Genomic DNA, 20160 nt, shown 5'->3' with positions numbered 1-20160 from the left:
CGGCCCGGACGCCCCGGGCACCGACGGTGAGGGATCGATGACGACTGTCAGCACCGCCGAAACGCAGCACGGGCTGGGGTCCAGGCTCGCCGCCCTGGCCAAGATCGTCGAGTTGGGTCAGGGGCGGGTCGACCCGGCGCTGATCACCGAGGCGGCCCAGCTCCTGCTGCGCGCGGGCGACCGGCTCAAGCTGTCGTCCGACCACACCGTCGTCGCGCTCGCCGGGGGCACCGGAAGCGGCAAGTCCTCCCTGTTCAACGCCATCTCCGGGCTGGAGCTCTCACCCACCGGAGCACGCCGGCCGACCACGGCCCGCACCCACGCCTGCGTGTGGGGCATCGACGGCGCGAGCCCGCTGCTCGACTGGCTGCAGATCCAGTGGCGGCACCGGTTCGCCCGGGCCAGCGCCCTGGACAGGGGCGAGAGCCAGTTGCACGGGCTGATCCTGCTGGACCTGCCCGACCACGACTCGATCCGCGCGCTCACCGATCCCGAGGCCCATCGGCTCATCCAGCTGGCCGACCTCGTCGTGTGGGTGCTCGACCCGCAGAAATACGCCGACGCCTCCGTCCACCGGCGTTACGTCGCCGAGCTGACCGGGCACGACGCGGTGACGGTCTTCGTGCTGAACCAGGCCGACCGGCTCACCTCCGAGGAGCAGGCCGAGTGTGCGGGCGATCTGGAGGAGCTCCTCCGGCGTGAGGGCGTCGCCCACCCCCGCGTGGTCACCACCTCCGCCGTCACCGGCGAGGGCGTCGACGGCCTGAAGGCCGTCCTGGCCGAGTCCGTCACCGCCCGGCGCGCGGCCTACCAGCGGCTCGAAGCCGACCTCGACCGGCTGGTGGCGCGGCTGGTGAAGGATCTCCCCGAGATGCTGCGGGTCGAGCCGGCGGTGGACGGCGCGCGGCGTGCCGCGCTCGTCGACGCCCTGTGCGACGCGATCGGCGTCTCCGCGCTCGGCGAGGCGATGGAGAACGTGTACGGCGTCCGCTCGGTCTCCTGGGTCGGGTGGCCGTACGCGCGCTGGGCCGGCCGCGTGCGGCCCGATCCGCTCAAGAGCCTGCGCCTCGGGGCCGTGAAGGACGACATCCGCGGTCTGGTCGGCAGCTCGGTCACGGCCCAGCCCGCCGAGGTGGACAACGCCGTGACGGCGCTCTCCGACGGGCTCACCGCCGGCATGCCGGATCAGTGGCGCGACGGCGTGCGCCAGGCCGCCCGGTCCCGGTCCGCCGAGCTGCCCGGGGCGCTCTCCGCCGAACTGTCGGAGGTGGCCCCGCCGCTCGACCGGGTGCCCGGCTGGTGGTGGCTGCTGAAGATCTGGCAGTACCTCCTGGTGGTCATGTTCGCCGCGGGCCTGGCCTGGGCCGGTGCGATCCTGGCGTACGGCGTGTTCGAGGCGGGCCGGCCGCCGGCCGAGATCCTCGGCGACGTGGCCCTGCTGCCGTGGGTGGGACTGATGGTGATCAGCGTCCTCGGGCTCGGGCTGTTCTCCGCCATGGCGAGCAGGAATTTCGTGGTCCTGGGCGCGGGCAGGGAACGCGACCGCCTGGAACGCGACATGAGACGCCGCGTGGACCTCCTCGCGCAGGACATGGTCGTCCAGCCGGTCGAACGCGAACTCAACCGCTACAACGACTTCTTCGGCGCGATGGCGGCCACCCGCCGCTGACCCCGCAGCTCGTCCACGGCCGGTCGTCCACAGGCGCCCGCCCGTCCACAGAACGCGTTTCCGGCCCGTACGGGAACGGCCGTCCCGGCGAGGGTGTCATCCGAGCCCGGCGGGTGACCGGGCCGGAGAGGCACTTCCATGAGCGACATCTACGTCACGTTGAGCGGGAACGTCACCGACGACCCACGGCAGTACCGGTTCCGTGACGGCTCGCGCGTCACGTCCATGCGGATGGCCGTCAACCGGCGCGTGCTCGACCAGCAGACCAACACCTGGCAGACCAGGGACACCACCTACTACGTGGTCCGCTGCTACCGGGGGCTGGCCGACAACGTCCAGCAGTCGGTCCGCAAGGGCCATCCGGTCGTGGTGTACGGCAAGCTGCGGATCAAGCAGTTCGAGCGGGAGGGCGAGCAGCGGTTCTGGGCCGAGATCGAGGCGAGTTCCGTCGGCCACGACCTGAAGTGGGGCATCACCACCTACGAGAAGCCGATCCGCGCCTACTCCGCCGGAGCGGTCAGCGACGACGACCGCCAGGCGATGGAGGACGCCACGAGGGAGTGGGAGCTGACCGGCCGCACCGCCCCCGGCGCCCCTTCCCCCGGGGGCCCTTTCGCCGGCACCCCCACCGCCGACGGTGGCGAAGCCGACGAGGCTTTCGACGCCCTCGTCGGAGGCCGGGGCACGACCCCGCCGGAGCGCCCCGCCCTCGGGGCCACCTATGGGGAGCGCGGCGTGCCGACGGCGGGCGCGGAACTCGACGCAGGGCTCGGCACGGAGGTCGGCACGGAGGTCGGCACGGAGGTCGGCACGGAGGTCGGCACCGAGCCTGGTGCCGAGGGGGACGCGGGCGTCGTCACGAGCGCGGGGTCCGGCGCGGGGCCGCAAGCCGACGACACGGACGACGCCGACGACACGGACGACGCCGACGACATGGACGACTCCCTGCTCCCACGCGCCCTCGCAGCCTGAACGCGCTGGTCACGGGAGTTCCCGGCGGGGTGTGGGACGGCGCATGGGTGACGCCTGGGGGTGCGGGACGACGCGGACGGCTCCCTGCTCCCACGCGCCCTCGCAGCCTGAACGCGCTGGTCACGGGAGTTCCCGGCGGGGTGTGGGACGGCGCATGGGTGACGCCTGGGGGTGCGGGACGACGCGGACGGCTCCCTGCCCCCACGCCCCCTGGCGGGCCTGAACCCGCTGGTCACGGGAGTGCGGCGCTGGGCGTGGGGTGGCGCGTGGGCGGTGGCGTGGGGCACGGGAGGTCGCCGGGCGCCGAGTTCCGGGCGCCGAGTTCCGGGCGCCGGGCGCCGGGCTCCGGGCAAATCGCCACAGAGACCCTCGCAGCCCATCGGATGCAGATGGCCCCGTGCCAAGGGAGCGGTTCCCGTCGCGCGTCGCACACTCCGCAACTATTGTGTTACACATCGTGAGATGCTGATTTGGCGTCGTTGGGGGGCGGGATGACGGCAACCGGTCAGACCTCGGCGAGGCCGCGCGGCGCCATCTGCTCCCGGAGCCGCTGGCCGTTGCTGACCCAGCCGCCCGCCCTCGTGTCCTATGTCTGCGCGATTCTGGCGTTCTACACCGTCCTGGTCGCGGTGCTGGCCAGGGCGACCGTCTTCCATGCCTGTGACCTCGCCATGTTCGGGGCGCTCACGCTGTGCGGCGCGGTCTGCATCGAGGCCACCCGCCGCCTCGGCATGCCCGCGGGCGTGTCCCGCGACCTGCTGTCGGCCTGGTGGCTTCCGGCGGCGTTCCTGCTTCCGCCGGTCTACGCCCTGCTGGCGCCCGTCCCGATGCAGATCCTGCTCCAGCTCAGGGTGCGGGCGACCGTGCTCTACCGGCGGGTGTTCAGCGCGGCGGCGATCGGGCTCGCGGCGGGCGCCGCGTCGACGGCCTTCCATCACTGGGTGGTCGTGCCGGCGCGGCTGTCCTCGGGGCAGGGCAGGCCGATCCTGGTCGCCGCGGCCTGCGCGGTGCTGTTCACCGTGCTCAACACGGCGCTGATCGCGGTCGCGGCGCACGCGTCCGATCCCGAGGGCCGCTGGGGCGAGGTCCTGTGGGACCGCGAGCGCGTCCTGCTCGACGCCGTCGAGCTGTGCCTCGGCGTGCTCGTCGCCGTCGTCTGCGGGATCAACCTCGCGCTGCTGCTGCTCGTGCTGCCGCCCGTCGTGCTGCTCCAGCGGAGCCTGCTGCACGCGCAGCTCCAGGCGGCGGCCCGGACGGACGCGAAGACCGGCCTGCTGAACGCGGCCGCCTGGCAGCGGGAGGCGGACACCGAGATCGTCAGGGCGCAGCGGACCGGGAACCCGCTCGCGCTGGTGCTGGTCGACATCGACCACTTCAAGAAGGTCAACGACACGTACGGCCACCTGGTCGGCGACCAGGTGCTCGCCGAGGTGGCCGCCACCCTCCGCACGCAGCTGCGGGAGTACGACGTGGTGGGCCGGTTCGGCGGCGAGGAGTTCGTCGTGCTGCTCCCGGGCGCCGACGTGCACGAGGCGCGGCGGGTGGCCGAACGGCTGCGCGTCCGGGTGAGCCGCATGGCGGTGCCCACCGAGCAGGCGGCGGTCACGGTCACGGTCTCCGCCGGGGTCGCCATCCTGAACATCCACGGCGAGGACCTGCTGGAGCTGCTCGCGGCGGCGGACCTCGCCCTCTACCGCGCCAAGGAGCTCGGCAGGGACAGGATCTGCCTCCCCGCCGCCCCACTGGCCCCTCCTCCCCGCAGCGCGGACGGCGCTGCCGGTGCGATCCCCTAGGCTTGAAGGCATGCCGGAGTACATCTACACGTTGCAGCGCGTGCGCAAGGCGCACGGCGACAAAGTGGTCCTCGACGACGTCACGCTGTCGTTCCTGCCGGGGGCCAAGATCGGCGTCCTGGGCCCGAACGGCACGGGCAAGTCCACGCTGCTCAAGATGATGGCGGGGCTGGAGCAGCCGTCCAACGGTGAGGCCCGGCTGATGCCCGGCTTCACGGTCGGCATCCTCCAGCAGGAGCCGCCGCTCAACGACGCCAAGACGGTGCTCGGCAACGTCGAGGAGGGCGTGGCCGAGACCAAGGCGATGCTCGACCGGTTCAACGAGATCGCCGAGCAGATGGCCACCGATTACAGCGACGCGTTGCTGGAGGAGATGGGCCGCCTGCAGGACGCCCTCGACCACCGGAACGCGTGGGACCTCGACAGCCAGCTCGAACAGGCCATGGACGCGCTGCGCTGCCCGCCGCCCGACGCCGACGTCACCCAGCTCAGCGGTGGCGAGCGCCGCCGGGTCGCGCTGTGCAAGCTGCTGCTCGAACAGCCCGACCTGCTGCTGCTCGACGAGCCCACCAACCACCTCGACGCCGAGAGCGTGCAGTGGCTGGAGCAGCACCTGGAGAAGTACCCCGGCACCGTCCTGGCCGTCACCCACGACCGCTATTTCCTGGACAACGTCGCGAACTGGATCCTGGAGCTGGACCGCGGCCGCTGCTTCCCCTACGAGGGCAACTACTCCACCTACCTGGAGGCCAAGGCCGCGCGTCTGAAGGTCGAGGGGCAGAAGGACGTCAAGCGCAAGAAGCGCCTCGAGGAGGAACTGCAGTGGGTGCGGTCGAACGCCCGCGCCCGGCAGACCAAGAGCCGCGCCCGTCTCCAGCGCTACGAGGAGATGGCCGCCGAGGCCGACAAGTATCGCAAGCTCGACTTCGAGGAGATCCAGATCCCGCCGGGCCCGCGCCTCGGCACGACGGTCATCCGGTCCGAGAAGCTGAGCAAGGGCTTCGCCGACCGGCTGCTCATGGACGAGCTCTCCTTCGACCTGCCCCGCAACGGCATCGTCGGCATCATCGGCCCGAACGGCGTCGGCAAGACCACGCTGTTCCGGATGATCACCGGTGCCGAGAACCCCGACAGCGGGTCGATCACCGTCGGTGACACCGTCAAGATCTCGTACGTGGACCAGAGCAGGGCCGGCATCGACCCCGCGAAGAACGTCTGGCAGGTCGTCTCCGACGGGCTCGACCACATCAAGGTCGGCAACGTCGAGATGCCGTCCCGGGCGTACGTCGCGGCGTTCGGGTTCAAGGGCCCCGACCAGCAGAAGCTCGCGGGCATCCTGTCCGGCGGCGAGCGCAACCGCCTCAACCTCGCGCTCACGCTCAAGCAGGGCGGCAACGTGCTGCTGCTGGACGAGCCCACCAACGACCTCGACACCGAGACCCTCTCCAGCCTGGAGAACGCGCTGCTCGACTTCCCGGGCTGCGCCGTGATCACCTCGCACGACCGGTGGTTCCTCGACCGGATCGCGACCCACATCCTCGCGTGGGAAGAGGGCTCGAACTGGTTCTGGTTCGAGGGCAACTACGCCGACTACGAGAAGAACAAGATCGAGCGCCTGGGCGCGGAGGCGGCCCGCCCGCACCGCGTCACCTACCGCAAGCTCACCCGCGACTGACCAGGACCCGCGTCCCGTCCCCCGCCGTGCCCGGCGGGGGACTTCGCGGCATCACCGTGGACACCGCGCCGCCCGGCCGAACCTCGTGAGCAGGGGCACTAGTTTTGACGGGTGACCGAGCCGCGCCCCGCTGAGCATGCCCACCGTTACGTCTTCGAGCGCAAGGTGCGCTTCGCCGACATCGACAGCTACGGCCACGTCAACAACGTCCGGTTCTTCGACTACCTCGAAGACGCGCGGGTGTCCATGCTGTGGGAGCGCCCGCGCGACGGCGAGGGCAACCGGCTCGACCTGGTGGTCGCCCGGCAGGAGATCGACTACCGGCGGCCGCTGAACTTTCGCCCCGACCCCGTGCGCGTCGAGGTGTGGGTGACCGAGATCTCCAGGTCGCGGTTCACCCTGGCGTACGAGATCCGCGACGACGCGACCCTCTACGCCGAGGCGCGCACGATCCTGGTCGCCTACGACTCCGCTGCCGCGTGGCCACGCAGGCTCGGCGAGGACGAGGTCGCCTTCCTCCGCCGGTTCTCCGCCCCCGCCTGAGCCCCCCGAGCCCCGGACCCCGCCCTCTCCGGCGACCCGCCTGGGACCGGCCTCTGCCCCGCCTGGGACCGGCCTCTGCCCCGCCTGGGACCGGCCGCGGAGAACCGGCGGCCGGTCGGTCGCACGTGGCGGGCGGTCGGACGGCGGGGGAGTGGGGACGCGGGCCGCGCTCAGGTCAGGCGGTGAGCAGCCAGGCGGCGGTGTCGGGCGGGAGGTCGGTGCCGTCGAGCGGGCTGCTGGTGATCAGCACCTGGTCGTGCGGCGGCAGCGGGACCGCGCCCTCGCCGCAGTTGACCACGCAGAGCAGCCGTCCTCGCTGGAAGAACAGCGTCTCCTCGGGTGAGTCCAGCCACGTGATCGCGTCCGGCAGCGTGCCGCGCAGTTCCCGGCGCGTCCGCAGCGCCTGCCGGTAGAACCACAGCGTGGACGCCGGGTCGGCGGCCTGCCGTTCGGCCGTGAGGTCTGCCCAGTCCGCGGGCTGCGGCAGCCACGACCCGCCCGGCCCGAAGCCGTACGGCGGCTCGGTGCCCGACCACGGGATCGGCACCCGGCAGCCGTCCCGGCCCGGCACCTCGCCGTTCGAGCGCGCGAAGATCGGGTCCTGCCGCGACTCGGGCGGCAGGTCGGTCACCTCGGGGAGCCCGAGTTCCTCGCCCTGGTAGAGGTACGCGGAGCCGGGGAGGGCGAGCATGGCCAGCAGCGCCGCACGCCCCCGCGCGAGGCCGGCCCCGGGGTCGAGCGACCCCTGCCCATAGCGGGTGACGTGCCGTACGACGTCGTGGTTGGACAGCACCCAGGTCGGCGAGGCCACGGCGACGAGGGTGTCGTCGATGACCTTGCGGAACGCCGTGGCCGACCAGGGAGCCTCCAGCCAGGCGAAGTTGAAGCTCTGGTGCAGTTCGTCCGGCCGCACGTACAGCGCGAGGTCCTCGGCGGAGTCGGTCCAGACCTCGCCGACGGCGACGCGGGTGCCGGGGTAGGAGTCGAGCACCCGCCGCCAGTCGCGGTAGACGTCGTGCACCTCCGGCCGGCTCCAGATGGGCGACTTGGCGGTGAACCCCGGATCGGTGTCGGGCAGCCCTTCCGCCTTGATCAGCCCCATCGCCACGTCGATGCGGAAGCCGTCCACGCCGCGGTCCAGCCAGAACCGCAGGATGTCGAGGAACTCCTCGCGCACCTCGGGGTTGCGCCAGTTGAAGTCGGGCTGCTCCGGCGCGAAGAGGTGGAGGTACCACTGCCCGTCGGGCACCTGTGTCCAGGCCGGGCCGCCGAAGGTGGACATCCAGTTGTTGGGCTCGCCGTGGCCGCCGCCGGTGCCCTCGGGGCCGCCCTCCCGGAACATGTACCGCTCGCGCTCCTGCGAGCCTCTGGGGGCCGCCAGCGCCTTCTGGAACCACGGGTGGGCGGAGGAGCTGTGGTTGGGCACGATGTCCACCATCAGCCGCAGTCCGTGCGCGTGCGCGTCGGCGACCAGGTCGTCGAAGTCGGCCAGCGTCCCGAACAACGCGTCGACGTCGCGGTAGTCGGCCACGTCGTAGCCGCCGTCGGCCATGGGAGAGGGATAGAAGGGGGTCAGCCAGATCGCGTCGACGCCGAGTTCGGCGAGGTACGGCAGGCGGTCCCGGATTCCCGCCAGGTCACCCGTACCGTCGCCGGAGGCGTCGGCGAAGCTGCGGACGTAGATCTCGTAGACGACGGCATCACGCCACCAGGGGGTTTTTTCCATGACACATGGGCTGCCCGCTGCCCGCGTTGCTTATGCGTTGACCAGGCTGTGGGCGGCGTAGACGAGGTAGTCCCACAGCTGCTTCTCCCGCTCCGGCGGCAGTTCGAGGGAGCGCACGGCGTCGCCCATGTGGCGCAGCCAGGCGTCCCGCTCGGCCTCGCCGATCACGAACGGCATGTGCCGCATCCGCAGCCGGGGATGGCCGCGCTGCTCGCTGTAGGTCTTCGGACCTCCCCAGTACTGGATGAGGAACAGGCGCAGCCGCTCCTCGGCCCCGGTGAGGTCCTCCTCGGGGTAGAGCGGACGCAGCAGGGGGTCTTCGGCCACACCTTCGTAGAACCGGTGCACGAGGCGCCGGAAGGCGTCCTCGCCGCCGACCACCTCGTAGAAGGACAGGGTCTGCTCGCTGGTCACGGTTTCAGCCTAAGCCAGTTGTCGATCGGTAAGGTCAGGCGGCGAAGGCGATGCCCTTCTCGTCGAAGGTCTTCTTCACCCGCAGCCGCAGCTCACGGGCGACCTCCAGGTGCCGGGCCGGCACGGTCTTCACGCTGACCCGGAAGATCACGGACGTGCCGGACACCGACTCCAGCCCGAAGACCTGCGGCTCCTCGACGATCACCAGGTCGCGGTACTCCGGGTCGTCCCACATGTCGTCGGCGAGCTTCTTGAGCAGGTCGCGCACCGTCGCGATGTCGGCCGCGTACGGAACGGGCACGTCCACCAGGGCCCTCGACCAGCCCTGCGACTCGTTGCCGATCCGGGTGATCGTGCCGTTGCGGACGTACCAGACCTTGCCGTCGGCGTCGCGCAGCCGGGTGATGCGGAGCGTGACGGCCTCCACGGTGCCGGTGGCCACTCCGGTGTCGATCACGTCACCCACGCCGTACTGGTCCTCCAGGAGCATGAACATGCCGGCGATGAAGTCCTTGACCAGCTCCTGCGCGCCGAAGCCGAGCGCCACACCGATGATCCCGACGCTGGTGAGCAGTGGCGTGATCGGTATCCCGAGCTTCGCGAATATCATCAGCGCCCCGGTGCCCAGGATCACGACGGACGCGAGGCTCCGCAGCACCGAGCCCATGGTCTCGGCGCGCGCCCTGCGGCGCTCGGTCATGATCGCCGCCGCGGCGTCCACGCTCGTCAGCACCGCCTTGCCGCGCAGCCGCTCCGGCAGCACGCCGACGCTCGCCCGCACGGTGAGCCGGGTGATCAGCCGGAGCGCCACCTTCCGGACGATCAGCGTCCCGGCCAGGATCAGTACGACCAGCACGAGCACGTCCACGACGCCGGCCACGAGCTGGACCCAGGCGGGGAAGTCCCGGTCCGGGAAGGCGCTGTTGAGCACCGTGCAGAAGACGCCCTCGCTCTTCTCGCACGCCGCCGCCACCTTGGCCGCGATCACGTCCGGGTCGGGCAGGGTCGGGCTCGGCTCTGGACTGGGCGTCGCGGGCGACAACGGCAACACGAGGTGGATCCCCCCACGGATCGGATCGACGGCAGCGGTTGAACGAAGTCAATACTGCCGACAGATCCGGCCTCCGTCACATCGCCGGGGGGACGGGAACGCGTCCGGCGCCGCGGGGGCGGACAGACACGCTCCGGTGACGGCACGGCAAGGCGTGGGCACGCACCCGGAAGCGCGCCCGGCGCCGTTCTCCGGGAGGGGATCCCCTCGGTGACCGCCCCGCCCCGCCTGCCTCGGCGGGGCCGGACGGTGGTCGGTGCGGCTACTCGCTCACGGCGGCGAGCACGCGGGCGACCTTTGACGCCGCTCCGGCGGGGTCGTCCGCGTGGTGCATCCGCTCGCCCCAGGACCACCAGTAGTCCGCCGCCCGGCAGACGACGTTCTCCGTGAGGCTGGTCGCGGCGGGGTTGATGACCCGCACGTAGGCGCGGCCCGAAGGGGTGTGTACGACTCGCGCGAGCAGGCCCCGCGCGTCGAGTTCGGCCACCAGACGCTCCAGGCGCAGGAAATCCTCGTTCCCCACCGCCAGTCCTCCTTCATTTCGTTCCCGGCGGATTGTGTACTTTGCGTTTTCACTCGCTCACTCTGGTGCGCCCAAGATGGCCCACTGACTGGCCCGGGTCAACGCCGGGTCAAGAAGAGCGGTGGAGGAAAACCCCTGCCGGGTGAAAGAAAACCCCCGCCGGGAGACGATCCTTAGTCAATCTGTTCCACTTGGGGACTTGGCCTCGCAAAGGGTGTTCCATCATTATGGTGTGGGCGGAGTGCGACGGGCGAGTCACCCTCCGTGACTGATTCGGGATCGGTCAAACACGCGGCTGCGAGTGCGGCCGGGCCACGAGAGAGGGGCCGGGATGTCCGGCAGGCAACTCAGGGAGACGGAGATCGCGCGCAAGGTCCGGGCGCAGGGCCTGGCCGCCGGGTACACCCTGGCCCAGATCGCCGGGCAGATCTACGATGCCTGCGGGCAGCGGTTCGGCACGACGCGGGTCAAGGCCCACCGTCTCTCGCACGGTGTGGCGCTGGCCGACGTGATCGAGCAGGTGCGCGCCCTCTTCAAGAGGGACGGAAAGTCGGTGCCCGGCATCGGCGAGACGCTACTGTCCGCGTACGAGTCGGGCATGAAGCGGCCCGGCCCGGAATACCTCCACTATCTGTGCTTGGTCTACCACGTCGAGCCGCTCGCCCTGGGCTACGACGGCCCGTGCATATGCGGCCACGGGCACGAGATCCTCGTGGACGCTTCCTTCGAAGACAACAAACCACGCAATTCACCCGCTCCGTGGGCGGGGCCGGCGTCGCCGGCCTCGCCGGACAACTGCACCCCTTCGTTGGACGGGGGCGAGGAGGACGAGAACGTGCTGAGGAGGACGCTGTTGAGGCTCCTTGCCGGCGGCACCGTGAGCGCGGCCGGCCTGAACGAGCTCAACGAAGAGGTGCTCGGCGCCGTGGAGAATCTCCGGCGGCGGATGGACGAGACGATGGTGGCGGCCACCGTCTCCCCGGCGATGCTCGACCAGTGGGAGCAGGCCACTTCGGGGTTCGGCCGGCAGTACATGAACACCCCGCCGGTACGGCTGCTCTGCGACGTGATGCTGGAGTTCGCCGCCGTGCGCAAGGCGCTGAACCACCGCCAGCCCGTCGAGATGCAGGAGCGGCTGTGCCGGATGTCCGCGCAGCTCGCCGGGCTGTCCGGCATGCTCATGATCGACTTGGGCGACCAGCGGCTGGCCCGCTCGTTCTTCCGCACCGGGCGGATGGCGGCCGACGAGACCGGCGACCGCGCCCTGCGCGCCTGGGTGACCGCCCGGGAGTCGCTGGTCCCGCTCTACTACGGAGACCCCCGTGAGGCGCTGACGCTCGCCAAGAAGAGCCGCGACCTGGCCGGCACGACGCCGTGCGCGGCACGGACCATGGCGCCGGTGGTCGAGGCGAGGGCGCTGGCGAAGATCGCCGGCCTCGGCGGATCGCGGCACGACGTGGTGGAGGAGGCCAAGCGGGCCCTGCACCGGGCCAGGGCGGCCTTCTCGCAGATGAACGCCAGCGACCGGGAGGACCCGGCCTTCGGTTACACCGAGCGGCAGCTCTACTTCTACCAGGGCGACGTCCTGGTGAGGCTGGGGCAGACGGTGGAGGCCGACGTGATCCTGGAGAAGGCGCTCTCCCACTATTCGGACGAGGACCTGCTCGACCAGACCCTGATCCGGTTCGACCGGGCGCTGTGCCGGCTGATCGAGGGCGACGTCGAGGCCGCGCTCCAGCTGGGCCGGGCCGCGATCGAGTTGGTCGACAAGGACCACCGGACCGACCTCCTGCTCAAGCCCGGATACGACCTGGAGAAGGCGGTGCGGGCCAAGCACGGCGACTCGCCCGAGCTCAAGCAGTTCCGGGAGATGCTCGCGGAGAGCCGGGTGGGCATCCCCAAGGACCTGATCAAGGACGTCGGGTGAGGAGGATGAGTGGCAGAAGAAGCGTCGGCGGGTGATCTGGAGCGGGACGCCCTCCGGGGAGCCGGTGAGAGCGAGGCCGCCCCGCTGCGGATCCGGCGGTACCGGTGGCCGGACCTCGACGCCGTGTGGTCCCTGCACCAGATCGGCCTGGCCCAGGTGGGCGTCGTGCCGGGGGACGGCGTCTACTACGACGACGACTTCCCCCGGATCACCGAGGTCTACCTGGCCGCCGGGGGTGACTTCCTCGTCGGAGAGGTGGCCCCGGCGGGGATCGTCGCCATGGGGGGCCTGCGGCGCATCGACGGCCACACGGCCGAGATGTGCCGGCTCCGGGTCCACCCCGACCACCAGCGGCGTGGTTACGGCACGCGGATGACGGAGGCGCTCGAGGAGCGTGCCCGCAGCCTCGGCTACTCCACCCTGCGCGGCGACACGACACTGCGGCAGGTCGCGGCGCTGACGCTCTACCGCAAATCCGGATGGCGCGAGTTGCGGCGCGAAGCCCGAGGCGACAATGTCGTGATTTATATAGAGAAGCAGCTGAGCGCCGTCGTTTCCCCGCTTTTCCCGCGATAGATAATGGTTACATCTCTTGGCGGATAGCTGATCGCTGCGAATACTTGTGCCTTGTCCACAAGAGTGGGGAAAGAGGCATGATGAAGAAGATCATTATCCGCAAACCGGGAACGACGAAGCTCAGCGGCACGTCGAGCGTCATTCACAAGGGGTGAGGCGCCGCCCGAACCACATCTGGGTCCGGGGGGACCTCGCCCGGGACCGCGTGGCGGCGCTCCGCACACTGGGGACGCCGCCCCCTCTGGCGCCCGTCGTCAACGGGCACCGCAGGCTGCGCGGTCCGTACACGATCGGCGGCGCGCTCCTGCGCGCCATCGTTCCTGCCGCCCTGGAGCGTTCCCCGGGCCTGGTGGCGGACCACGACATCGAGATCCGCGCGGTCGCGCCCAGCCTGCGCCCGCTGGTGCCGGCCCGCCGCCAGACCATCGAGGCCCGCCTGCCCGAGGACGAACGGATCCTCGTGCCCGCGCCGCGCCGTACGCTCAGGATCGCCAACGGGATCGCGGAGTTCGTCCGCGACCACCTCGCCGGGCCGCGCACGCTGCTGGCGGACAACCTGCACGAGGCCGATCCGGCGGACCGTGAGCTGCTGGGCGTGCTGGCCCGCCGGGTGCCGGATCTCACTCTCGCCCTGGGCTCCGCCGAGCCGGCGTGGGAGGGCATGCGGCCGGTGGAGGCGCGGCCCCTGGACGGGCCGCCGGACGACTACCTGGCCTCTGACTGCACCTCCGACGACCCTCGCGCCTACCGGGCGTACCTGTCGCTGACGGCGGAGGAGCGGGCGCGACGGCACGACCTGAGGGCGGCCGAGCTCGGCGCCGGCGCCGAGTCGGCGGAGAGCGCCCTCGGCGCGGTGCCGTACCACCTGGAGCACGGCGGCGACCCGGACGCCGCCACGCGGGCGCTGTGGGCGGCGGTGGACCACTGCGTCGCCGAGGGCTTCCTGCACGCGGTCGTGGAGCTGGGCTCGCGCGGGCTGCGGCTCTGCGAGCCGGGGTCCGAACCGTGGTGGCGCTTCGTCCATCGCACCGCGACGGCGCTGGCCGGGCTGGGGCGGCGCGAGCAGGCGCAGGAGCTGTACGACCAGGCGCGGAGGGTCAGCGTCGATCCGGTCGTGCACGCCGCCGCGGCGTACGGCACGGCGATGCTGGACGCCCGGGAACGCGACCCGGCGCGACGCGACCTGCCGAGGGCCAGGGCGTGGATCAACGAGGCGATCGCGATCTCGACGCTGCTGCCCGACCGGCGGGAGCGGGCGTTCAAGCTCGGCTTCGACCAGAACGGCCGGGCGCTCGTCGAGCTGCGCGAGGGGCGGCTCCACGAGGCGCTCGGCCTGGTCGAGTCGGCCCTCGACCTGGCCCGGCGCGACCTCCCGCCGGACGCCCACCCCCAGCACCGGATGGTCCTGCACGCCAACCGCGCGCAGCTCCTCGCGCGCCTGGGCCGCCGGCGGGAGGCGCTGGCCGACTTCGACGCCGCCGTCGGGATCGACCCGGCCTTCCCCGACCACTACCTGGACAGGGGAAACCTGCTGCTGGAGATGGGGCGGACCGAGGCGGCGCTGGCCGACTACGAGACCGCGATGCGGGTCAGCCCGCCGCTGCCCGAGGCCTACTACAACCGGGCGGAGCTGCGCCTCGCCGCCGGAGACCTGGACGGCGCGCGGGCCGACCTCGGTCACGTGCTCGATCTCGACCCCGGCTGGCTCGACGCGTACGTCAACCGGGCCGGGATCCTGGAGATGCTCGGCGAGCACGAGGCCGCCCGGCGGGACGTGGAGGCGGGGCTGGCCCTGGACCCCGGCAACGCGCACCTGCACGGCGTGCTGGGGCAGCTCGAGACGGCGGCCGGACGGTACGCCGAGGCGGGGCTCGCGTTCGACGCGGCGCTGACCGCCGACGCCGGCCTGGCCTCGGCCTGGGCCAACCGGGCGACCCTGCGCTTCGCGACCGGCGACGTCCCGGGAGCGGTGGAGGACCTGACCCGGGCGATCGAGCTGGGGGAGGACGCCGCCCTCTACTTCAACCGCGCGACCGCCCTGGACGCGCTCGGCCGCCGCGTCGAGGCGCTGCTCGACCTCCGCCGCGCGCTGGCCCTCGCCCCCGGCGACCCCGACGTACGCGCGGCGCTGGAGCGCCATGAGAAGGAGAGCTGATCCCGGGCCCGCGGCCGGGCGGGTCAGGGCGCGGTCGCGAGCAGGCGGTCGATGATCCCGGGCAGCTCCAGCGGGTCGAGCGGCTCGGGCAGGGCGGAGAGGGCGGAGATCTCGTGCCAGGCCAGGCCCAGGAGGGCGCCGCTCTCCTCCTCGGTCAGCTCGGCCGAGGCCACCGGCGGCGCCACGCCGAACCGGGCGAGATAGAAGCGCTCGGTCTTCACGTAGTGCCGGCCGAGCCAGTGGAAGTCCCGGTGCACCGGCACCCACCGGTCCTGTACGGCGTCGCCGGGCAGGCCGGTCTCCTCCCACAGCTCCCGGCGGGCCGCCTGGAGCGGCGACTCGCCGGGCTCGATGCCGCCGCCCGGGGGCTCCCAGAACGTCCGGCCGGCGAGCGGGTCGTGCCAGCGCATCAGCAGCACCCGCGACCGGTCGTCCACGCACACCACCCGCGCTGCCGGCCGGTCGTCCGTCGTCGCCGTCTCCACGTGCCCTCACCTTCCGGGTGACTGCCCCTACCCTGGAACCCGGTACCGACTTCCCTCTGAGGATCTGACTGAGCATGAGCGCTGATTACGTGCTGACCCTGTCCTGCCCGGACCGGCCCGGAGTGGTCGCGGCCGTGTCGGGGCTGCTGGCCCGCCGGGGCTGCAACATCATCGAGAGCCAGCAGTTCGGCGACCCCGTCGCGGAGCGGTTCTTCATGCGGGTGCAGTTCGCCGGCGAGCCCGCGATCGACGAGCTGCGGGCGGAGTTCGCCGCGCTCGCCCCCGAGTTCGCCATGGACTTCCAGCTCTTCGACCTCGCGGTGCGCACGCGGGCGCTGGTGCTGGTCAGCCGGTTCGACCACTGCCTCAACGACCTGCTCTACCGGGTGCGCTCGGGCCTGCTGCCGATCGAGATCGCGGGTGTCGCGTCCAACCATCCCGACCTGCGCCCGCTCACCCAGTCGTACGGGGTGGACTACCACCACCTGCCGGTCACGCCGGAGACCAAGCCGCGGCAGGAGGCGGAGATCCTCACCCTCGTCGACCACTACCAGGCCGACGTGGTCGTGCTGGCGCGCTACATGCAGGTGCTCTCCGAGGAGATGTGCGCCAAGCTCGCGGGCCGGATGATCAACATTCACCACTCGTTCCTGCCGTCCTTCAAGGGCGCCAAGCCGTACCACCAGGCGTACTCGCGCGGGGTGAAGCTGATCGGCGCCACGGCGCACTACGTGACGCCCGTCCTGGACGAGGGGCCGATCATCGAGCAGGAGGTCGCCCGGGTGAACCACACCCACTCCCCGGAGGACCTCGCCGCGATCGGCCGCGACCTCGAATGCCAGGCGCTGGCCCGGGCCGTCCGCTGGCACGCGGAGCACCGCGTGCTGCTGGACGGCCACAAGACCGTCATCTTCCCGCGTTAGGACAGCTTCAGACCGGTGTGCCGGGCCAGGAACGCGAGCTGGTCGGCCACGAGCTCGACCGACCTGCTCACGGCCCTGGCGCCGTGCCCGACCTCGGTCTCGTTACGCAGCAGGATCGGCCGCTCGCCCGCCTGGGCGTGCTGCAGGGCCGCGGCCATCTTCCAGGCGTGCAGAGGGTGGACCCGGGTGTCGGAGCCGAACACCGCGAACAGCGTGGCCGGGTACGACACCCCCTCCCGCACGTGGTGGTACGGCGAGTAGCTCCACAGCCAGGCGAACTCCTCCGGCACGTCGGCCGAGCCGAACTCGACGTTCCAGGTCGCCCCGAGCCCGAACCTCTCGTAGCGGATCATGTCGAGCAGGGGCGCCGAGCAGACGACGGCCGCGTACAGGTCGGGGCGCTGGGTGAGCGCGGCGCCGACGAGCAGGCCGCCGTTGGAGCCGCCGGAGATGGCGAGCCGGTCCTGGCTGGTCACTCCGGTGGCGATGAGGTGCTCGGCGGCGGCGTGCAGGTCGTCGAAGACGTTCTGCTTCTTGCCCAGCATCCCGTCCCGGTGCCACTGCTCGCCCTCCTCGCCGCCGCCGCGCAGCTGGGCGACGGCGTAGACGCCGCCCGCCTCGACCCAGGCGAGGGTGGTGGCCGAGAAGCCGGGGTTCATCGGCACGCCGAAGCCGCCGTAGCCGTACAGGATCGTGGGACGCGGCCCGGAGCCGGGGCGCGAGGTGACCAGCATGCGCACCTCGGTGCCGTCCTTGGACCGGTAGACGACCTGCTCGGTCGTCGCCTCGGGCACCTCCACCGAGCCCGGGGGCGCCTCCCAGAGCGTCGTCTCGCCGGTGAGCGCGTCGTACCGGAAGATCGCGGTGGGGGTGATGTCGTCGGTGTAGCTGAACCAGGCCTCGTGCCCGCCCTCGGGGCGTTCCAGGATCCCGCCGACGGACCCCAGCCCCGGCAGGGGGACGTCGCCGATCCGCTCGCCGCTCTCCAGGGCGTGGAGGGAGATCTCGCCGATCGCGTGGCGCGTCCAGCCGACGAGCAGGACGGGCTCGGGCATGTCGTCGAGGATCGCGAAGTCGGACAGCACCGCCTCCGGGTCCTCGGGGACCAGGTCGCGCCAGTGCTCCGGGCCGGGGGTGTCCGGTGAGGTGACGCAGACGCGGCCGCGCGGCGCGCCGAGGTCGGTGAAGACGTAGAGCCGGCCGTCGCGGCCGAAGTGGAGCCCGGTCTGGGCGTCGACGTCCTGCTGTACGGCGACCAGTTCCGGCGCCTCCGGCGAGGACGCGGCGAGGTCGGCCACCCACAGGTCGTTGCGCGGCGCCGTGCCGCGCGAGGCGGAGATCGACAGCCGGCGGCCGTCGAGGGAGACCGACACCCCGTAGTAGTTGGTCTTCTCCAGGCCCTCGCCGAAGATCATCACGTCGTCGTCGGGGGACGTGCCGACGCGGTGCAGGTAGATCCGCCGGTGGTACTGCTCCTCACCGGCCGGGACCTCCGACGGCGCGAGCCTGCGCACGTAGTAGTACGCCTCGCCGCCGGGGATCCAGGCGACGGGGGAGTAGCGGCAGCGGTCGATCGGCCCCTCGACCCGCTCTCCGGTCGCCACGTCGACGACGTACAGGCGCGACTCCTCGTCGCCGCCCACGGAGATCTGGTACGCGAGCCGGTCGCCCTCCTTGCTCGGCTGGAAGGAGTCGAGGGTGGTCAGCCCCGAGGGATCGAGGACCGTGGGGTCGAGCAGGACGCGCTCGCCGGCCTCGTCCGCGACGTACAGGACCGGGTGCTCCTGCTCGGGGAAGCGGCGGGTGAAGAAGCGGCGCCCGCCGCGCCAGGACGGCGTGCCGACCGATCCCGACCGCAGCAGCTCCGCCACCCGGTCGCGGAAGTGGTCGCGCCCCTCCAGCTCGGCGGACCGGAACAGGGTCTCCTGCGCGTCCAGCCACTCCTTGACCTCCGGGGCGTCCGAATCCTCCAGCCAGCGGTAGGGATCGGGAACCGGCGTTCCGTGGAGGTCGTCGACGATGTCGTCACGGCGGGCGGACGGGTACTGCGGTCGGCTCATTCTGGCACTTTAAATCAGGTGGGGGACTGGGGCGGTACATAGTCCGTACCCGGCCAAGACTGGAGTAAAGGGATGATCGGCTGGGCATAGAACCAGCAGGCGTTCCCGTCGTTCACCTCATCGACCCCGGTTATGGGGTGGCGGAGGGGCCGCCGAGAAGGCCACACTTTGGTGAAGGGCGGTGCCGTGGTGACGATCCGCTGGGCCGTCCGGCGGAGGTCCCTGTGACGGAAGCATCCGGGTCCCAGCCAGCGGGGCCACAACCCAGGCGCACAGCCGAGGCTGCTGCGGAGGTCGGCTGATGCGCCAAGTCCTGCTTTTGAACGCCACGTACGAGCCGCTGACCACACTCTCCCTGCACCGGGCGGTCATCCTGGTGCTGAGAGAGAAGGCGGACGTCGTCCACCGGGACGGCCGGGGAGCGGTGCTCCGATCGGCCACCCGCACGCTCGACGTCCCCTCGGTGATCCGGCTGCGGCGCTACGTCCGCATCCCGTACCGGACGCGCATCCCGCTCACCCGGGCCGCGCTGATGAGACGGGACAACTTCCGCTGCGCCTACTGCGGCCAGCGGGCCGAGACGATCGACCACGTGATCCCGCGCTCCAAGGGAGGCCCCCACACCTGGGAGAACTGCGTCGCCTCGTGCATGCCGTGCAACCACCGCAAGGCCGACCGGCTGCTGGAGGAGCTGGGGTGGGCGCTGCGCGTGGCCCCGGCGGTGCCGCACGGCGCGCACTGGCGGCTCATCGGCGCGCAGCTCGACGGCGATCCGCAGTGGGCGCCCTACCTGGTGGAGACGGCGGCGTAACAGCGTCATGACGTGGACGATCACCTCCGGGGTGGAGGAGTACGCCGCGGCGGCGGAGCCCTGGCTGTTGCGCGATCCCGTCCGCAACACGGTCATGCTGACCGTGCTGCGCGGGATCCGCACCGGCCAGTTCGCCGACGACCTCCTCATGGGCTGGCTGACCGGCGAGGAGGGCGAGGTCGCCGGCGCCTTCAGCCACACGCCGCCGCGTCCCCTGGTGCTCGGGGACGTGCCGTCCGGCGCGCTCCCCGCGCTGGTGGCCGCGCTCATCGAGCGGGACCGGGAGATCGCGGGCGTGACCGGTCCGGTCGACGCCGCGGAGACCTTCGCCGGGGCGTGGTGGCGCCCGGCGACCGGCCGTACGGCGCAGCGCCTCTACCGGCTCGGCGCCCTGCGGCCCCCTTCCGCGAAGGGAAAGCCGAGGATCGCCGGGCCGGACGACCTGCCGCTCGCCGTACGGTTCTTCCGCGAGTTCCAGGCGGAGGCGCACGTCGAGCGCACCGCCGATCCCACCCCGGTCGTCGCCGCCCGCCTCAACCGGGACGAACTGCTGTGGTGGGAGGACGACGACCGGCCGGTGTCGATCGCCGGGGTGTCGGCCCCGATCGCCGGCATGTCCCGCATCGGGCCCGTCTACACCCCGCCCGAGCTACGCGGCCGTGGGTACGGCAGCGCCGTCACCCACGCGGCCACCAGGAAGGCACTCGACGAGGGAGCCACCGAGGTGCTGTTGTTCACCGACCTGGGCAACCCGACGTCGAACTCCGTCTACCAGCGGCTCGGCTACCGGCCCATCGCCGACTACGTCACCGTCCACTTCGAGTGAGGCGCCCGCCGCCGCGGATCGGCCGTACCCT

Annotated in this window: 17 protein-coding genes; 11 read left to right on the top strand and 6 right to left on the bottom strand. The window is 71.8% G+C overall.

What is annotated here, in order from left to right; translation table 11 throughout:
* Positions 1-37 precede the first annotated feature (37 nt).
* The 5 genes from F5972_RS20090 (at position 38) to F5972_RS20070 (ending at position 6652) form a co-directional block, all read left to right on the top strand.
* Positions 38-1669 carry a GTPase gene (locus F5972_RS20090; protein WP_150935142.1) on the top strand — a complete coding sequence of 544 codons (1632 nt, stop codon included), beginning with the start codon at positions 38-40 and terminating at the stop codon, positions 1667-1669.
* 138 nt (positions 1670-1807) lie between these two features.
* On the top strand, positions 1808-2641 hold the full coding sequence (locus F5972_RS20085; protein ID WP_150935141.1) for a single-stranded DNA-binding protein: 834 nt from the start codon (positions 1808-1810) through the stop codon (positions 2639-2641).
* Between the two features lie 491 nt (positions 2642-3132).
* The gene (locus tag F5972_RS20080) at positions 3133-4434 is read left to right on the top strand and encodes a GGDEF domain-containing protein (protein ID WP_150935140.1); all 1302 of its coding nucleotides are present in this window, start codon (positions 3133-3135) and stop codon (positions 4432-4434) included.
* 10 nt (positions 4435-4444) lie between these two features.
* Positions 4445-6109 carry an energy-dependent translational throttle protein EttA gene (ettA, locus tag F5972_RS20075; RefSeq protein ID WP_150935139.1) on the top strand — a complete coding sequence of 555 codons (1665 nt, stop codon included), beginning with the start codon at positions 4445-4447 and terminating at the stop codon, positions 6107-6109.
* A gap of 111 nt (positions 6110-6220) precedes the next feature.
* Positions 6221-6652, top strand: a complete 432-nt coding sequence (locus F5972_RS20070; RefSeq protein ID WP_225311675.1) for an acyl-CoA thioesterase — start codon at positions 6221-6223, stop codon at positions 6650-6652.
* Positions 6653-6827: 175 nt separating this feature from the next.
* Here the strand turns inward: F5972_RS20070 and F5972_RS20065 are convergent, their stop codons facing one another.
* From F5972_RS20065 to F5972_RS20050, 4 genes are all read right to left on the bottom strand, one after another.
* A complete protein-coding gene (locus F5972_RS20065; protein ID WP_150935138.1) occupies positions 6828-8378 on the bottom strand; it encodes a glycoside hydrolase family 13 protein in 1551 nt (516 codons plus the stop codon).
* A gap of 30 nt (positions 8379-8408) precedes the next feature.
* The gene (locus tag F5972_RS20060) at positions 8409-8792 is read right to left on the bottom strand and encodes a globin (RefSeq protein WP_150935137.1); all 384 of its coding nucleotides are present in this window, start codon (positions 8790-8792) and stop codon (positions 8409-8411) included.
* A 34-nt stretch (positions 8793-8826) separates the two neighbouring features.
* On the bottom strand, positions 8827-9843 hold the full coding sequence (locus F5972_RS20055; protein ID WP_225311674.1) for a mechanosensitive ion channel family protein: 1017 nt from the start codon (positions 9841-9843) through the stop codon (positions 8827-8829).
* A 262-nt stretch (positions 9844-10105) separates the two neighbouring features.
* A complete protein-coding gene (locus tag F5972_RS20050) occupies positions 10106-10366 on the bottom strand; it encodes a hypothetical protein (RefSeq protein ID WP_150935135.1) in 261 nt (86 codons plus the stop codon).
* A 331-nt stretch (positions 10367-10697) separates the two neighbouring features.
* Here F5972_RS20050 and F5972_RS20045 point away from each other — a divergent pair, with 331 nt between their 5' ends.
* The 3 genes from F5972_RS20045 (at position 10698) to F5972_RS20035 (ending at position 15024) form a co-directional block, all read left to right on the top strand.
* Complete coding sequence (locus F5972_RS20045) at positions 10698-12293, top strand: XRE family transcriptional regulator (RefSeq protein WP_150935134.1); 1596 nt, start codon at positions 10698-10700, stop codon at positions 12291-12293.
* 9 nt (positions 12294-12302) lie between these two features.
* A complete protein-coding gene (locus F5972_RS20040; RefSeq protein WP_225311673.1) occupies positions 12303-12869 on the top strand; it encodes a GNAT family N-acetyltransferase in 567 nt (188 codons plus the stop codon).
* A gap of 151 nt (positions 12870-13020) precedes the next feature.
* Positions 13021-15024: a tetratricopeptide repeat protein gene (locus F5972_RS20035; RefSeq protein ID WP_150935133.1), complete on the top strand. Its 2004-nt coding sequence runs from the start codon at positions 13021-13023 to the stop codon at positions 15022-15024.
* Positions 15025-15047: 23 nt separating this feature from the next.
* Here the strand turns inward: F5972_RS20035 and F5972_RS20030 are convergent, their stop codons facing one another.
* On the bottom strand, positions 15048-15509 hold the full coding sequence (locus tag F5972_RS20030; protein WP_150935132.1) for an NUDIX hydrolase: 462 nt from the start codon (positions 15507-15509) through the stop codon (positions 15048-15050).
* Positions 15510-15583: 74 nt separating this feature from the next.
* On the opposite strand from F5972_RS20030, the gene purU reads away from it, so the two are divergent.
* On the top strand, positions 15584-16432 hold the full coding sequence (gene purU, locus F5972_RS20025) for a formyltetrahydrofolate deformylase (RefSeq protein WP_150935131.1): 849 nt from the start codon (positions 15584-15586) through the stop codon (positions 16430-16432).
* On the opposite strand, the gene F5972_RS20020 is transcribed toward purU, so the two are convergent.
* Positions 16429-18492: a prolyl oligopeptidase family serine peptidase gene (locus F5972_RS20020; RefSeq protein WP_150935130.1), complete on the bottom strand. Its 2064-nt coding sequence runs from the start codon at positions 18490-18492 to the stop codon at positions 16429-16431. The two genes, purU and F5972_RS20020, sit on opposite strands and share 4 nt — an antisense overlap.
* A 301-nt stretch (positions 18493-18793) precedes the next feature.
* Here F5972_RS20020 and F5972_RS20015 point away from each other — a divergent pair, with 301 nt between their 5' ends.
* Positions 18794-19303 carry an HNH endonuclease gene (locus tag F5972_RS20015; RefSeq protein WP_150935129.1) on the top strand — a complete coding sequence of 170 codons (510 nt, stop codon included), beginning with the start codon at positions 18794-18796 and terminating at the stop codon, positions 19301-19303.
* Between the two features lie 7 nt (positions 19304-19310).
* Entirely contained in the window at positions 19311-20129 is an 819-nt protein-coding gene (locus F5972_RS20010) for a GNAT family N-acetyltransferase (RefSeq protein ID WP_150935128.1), read from the top strand.
* The last annotated feature ends 31 nt before the right edge of the window (positions 20130-20160 follow it).

This window comes from Microbispora cellulosiformans, from assembly GCF_008728085.1.
GTDB classification, from domain to species: Bacteria; Actinomycetota; Actinomycetes; order Streptosporangiales; family Streptosporangiaceae; genus Microbispora; species Microbispora amethystogenes.
Note: the sequence above shows the minus strand (reverse complement) of the source record. Positions and strands in the feature narration are given on the sequence as shown.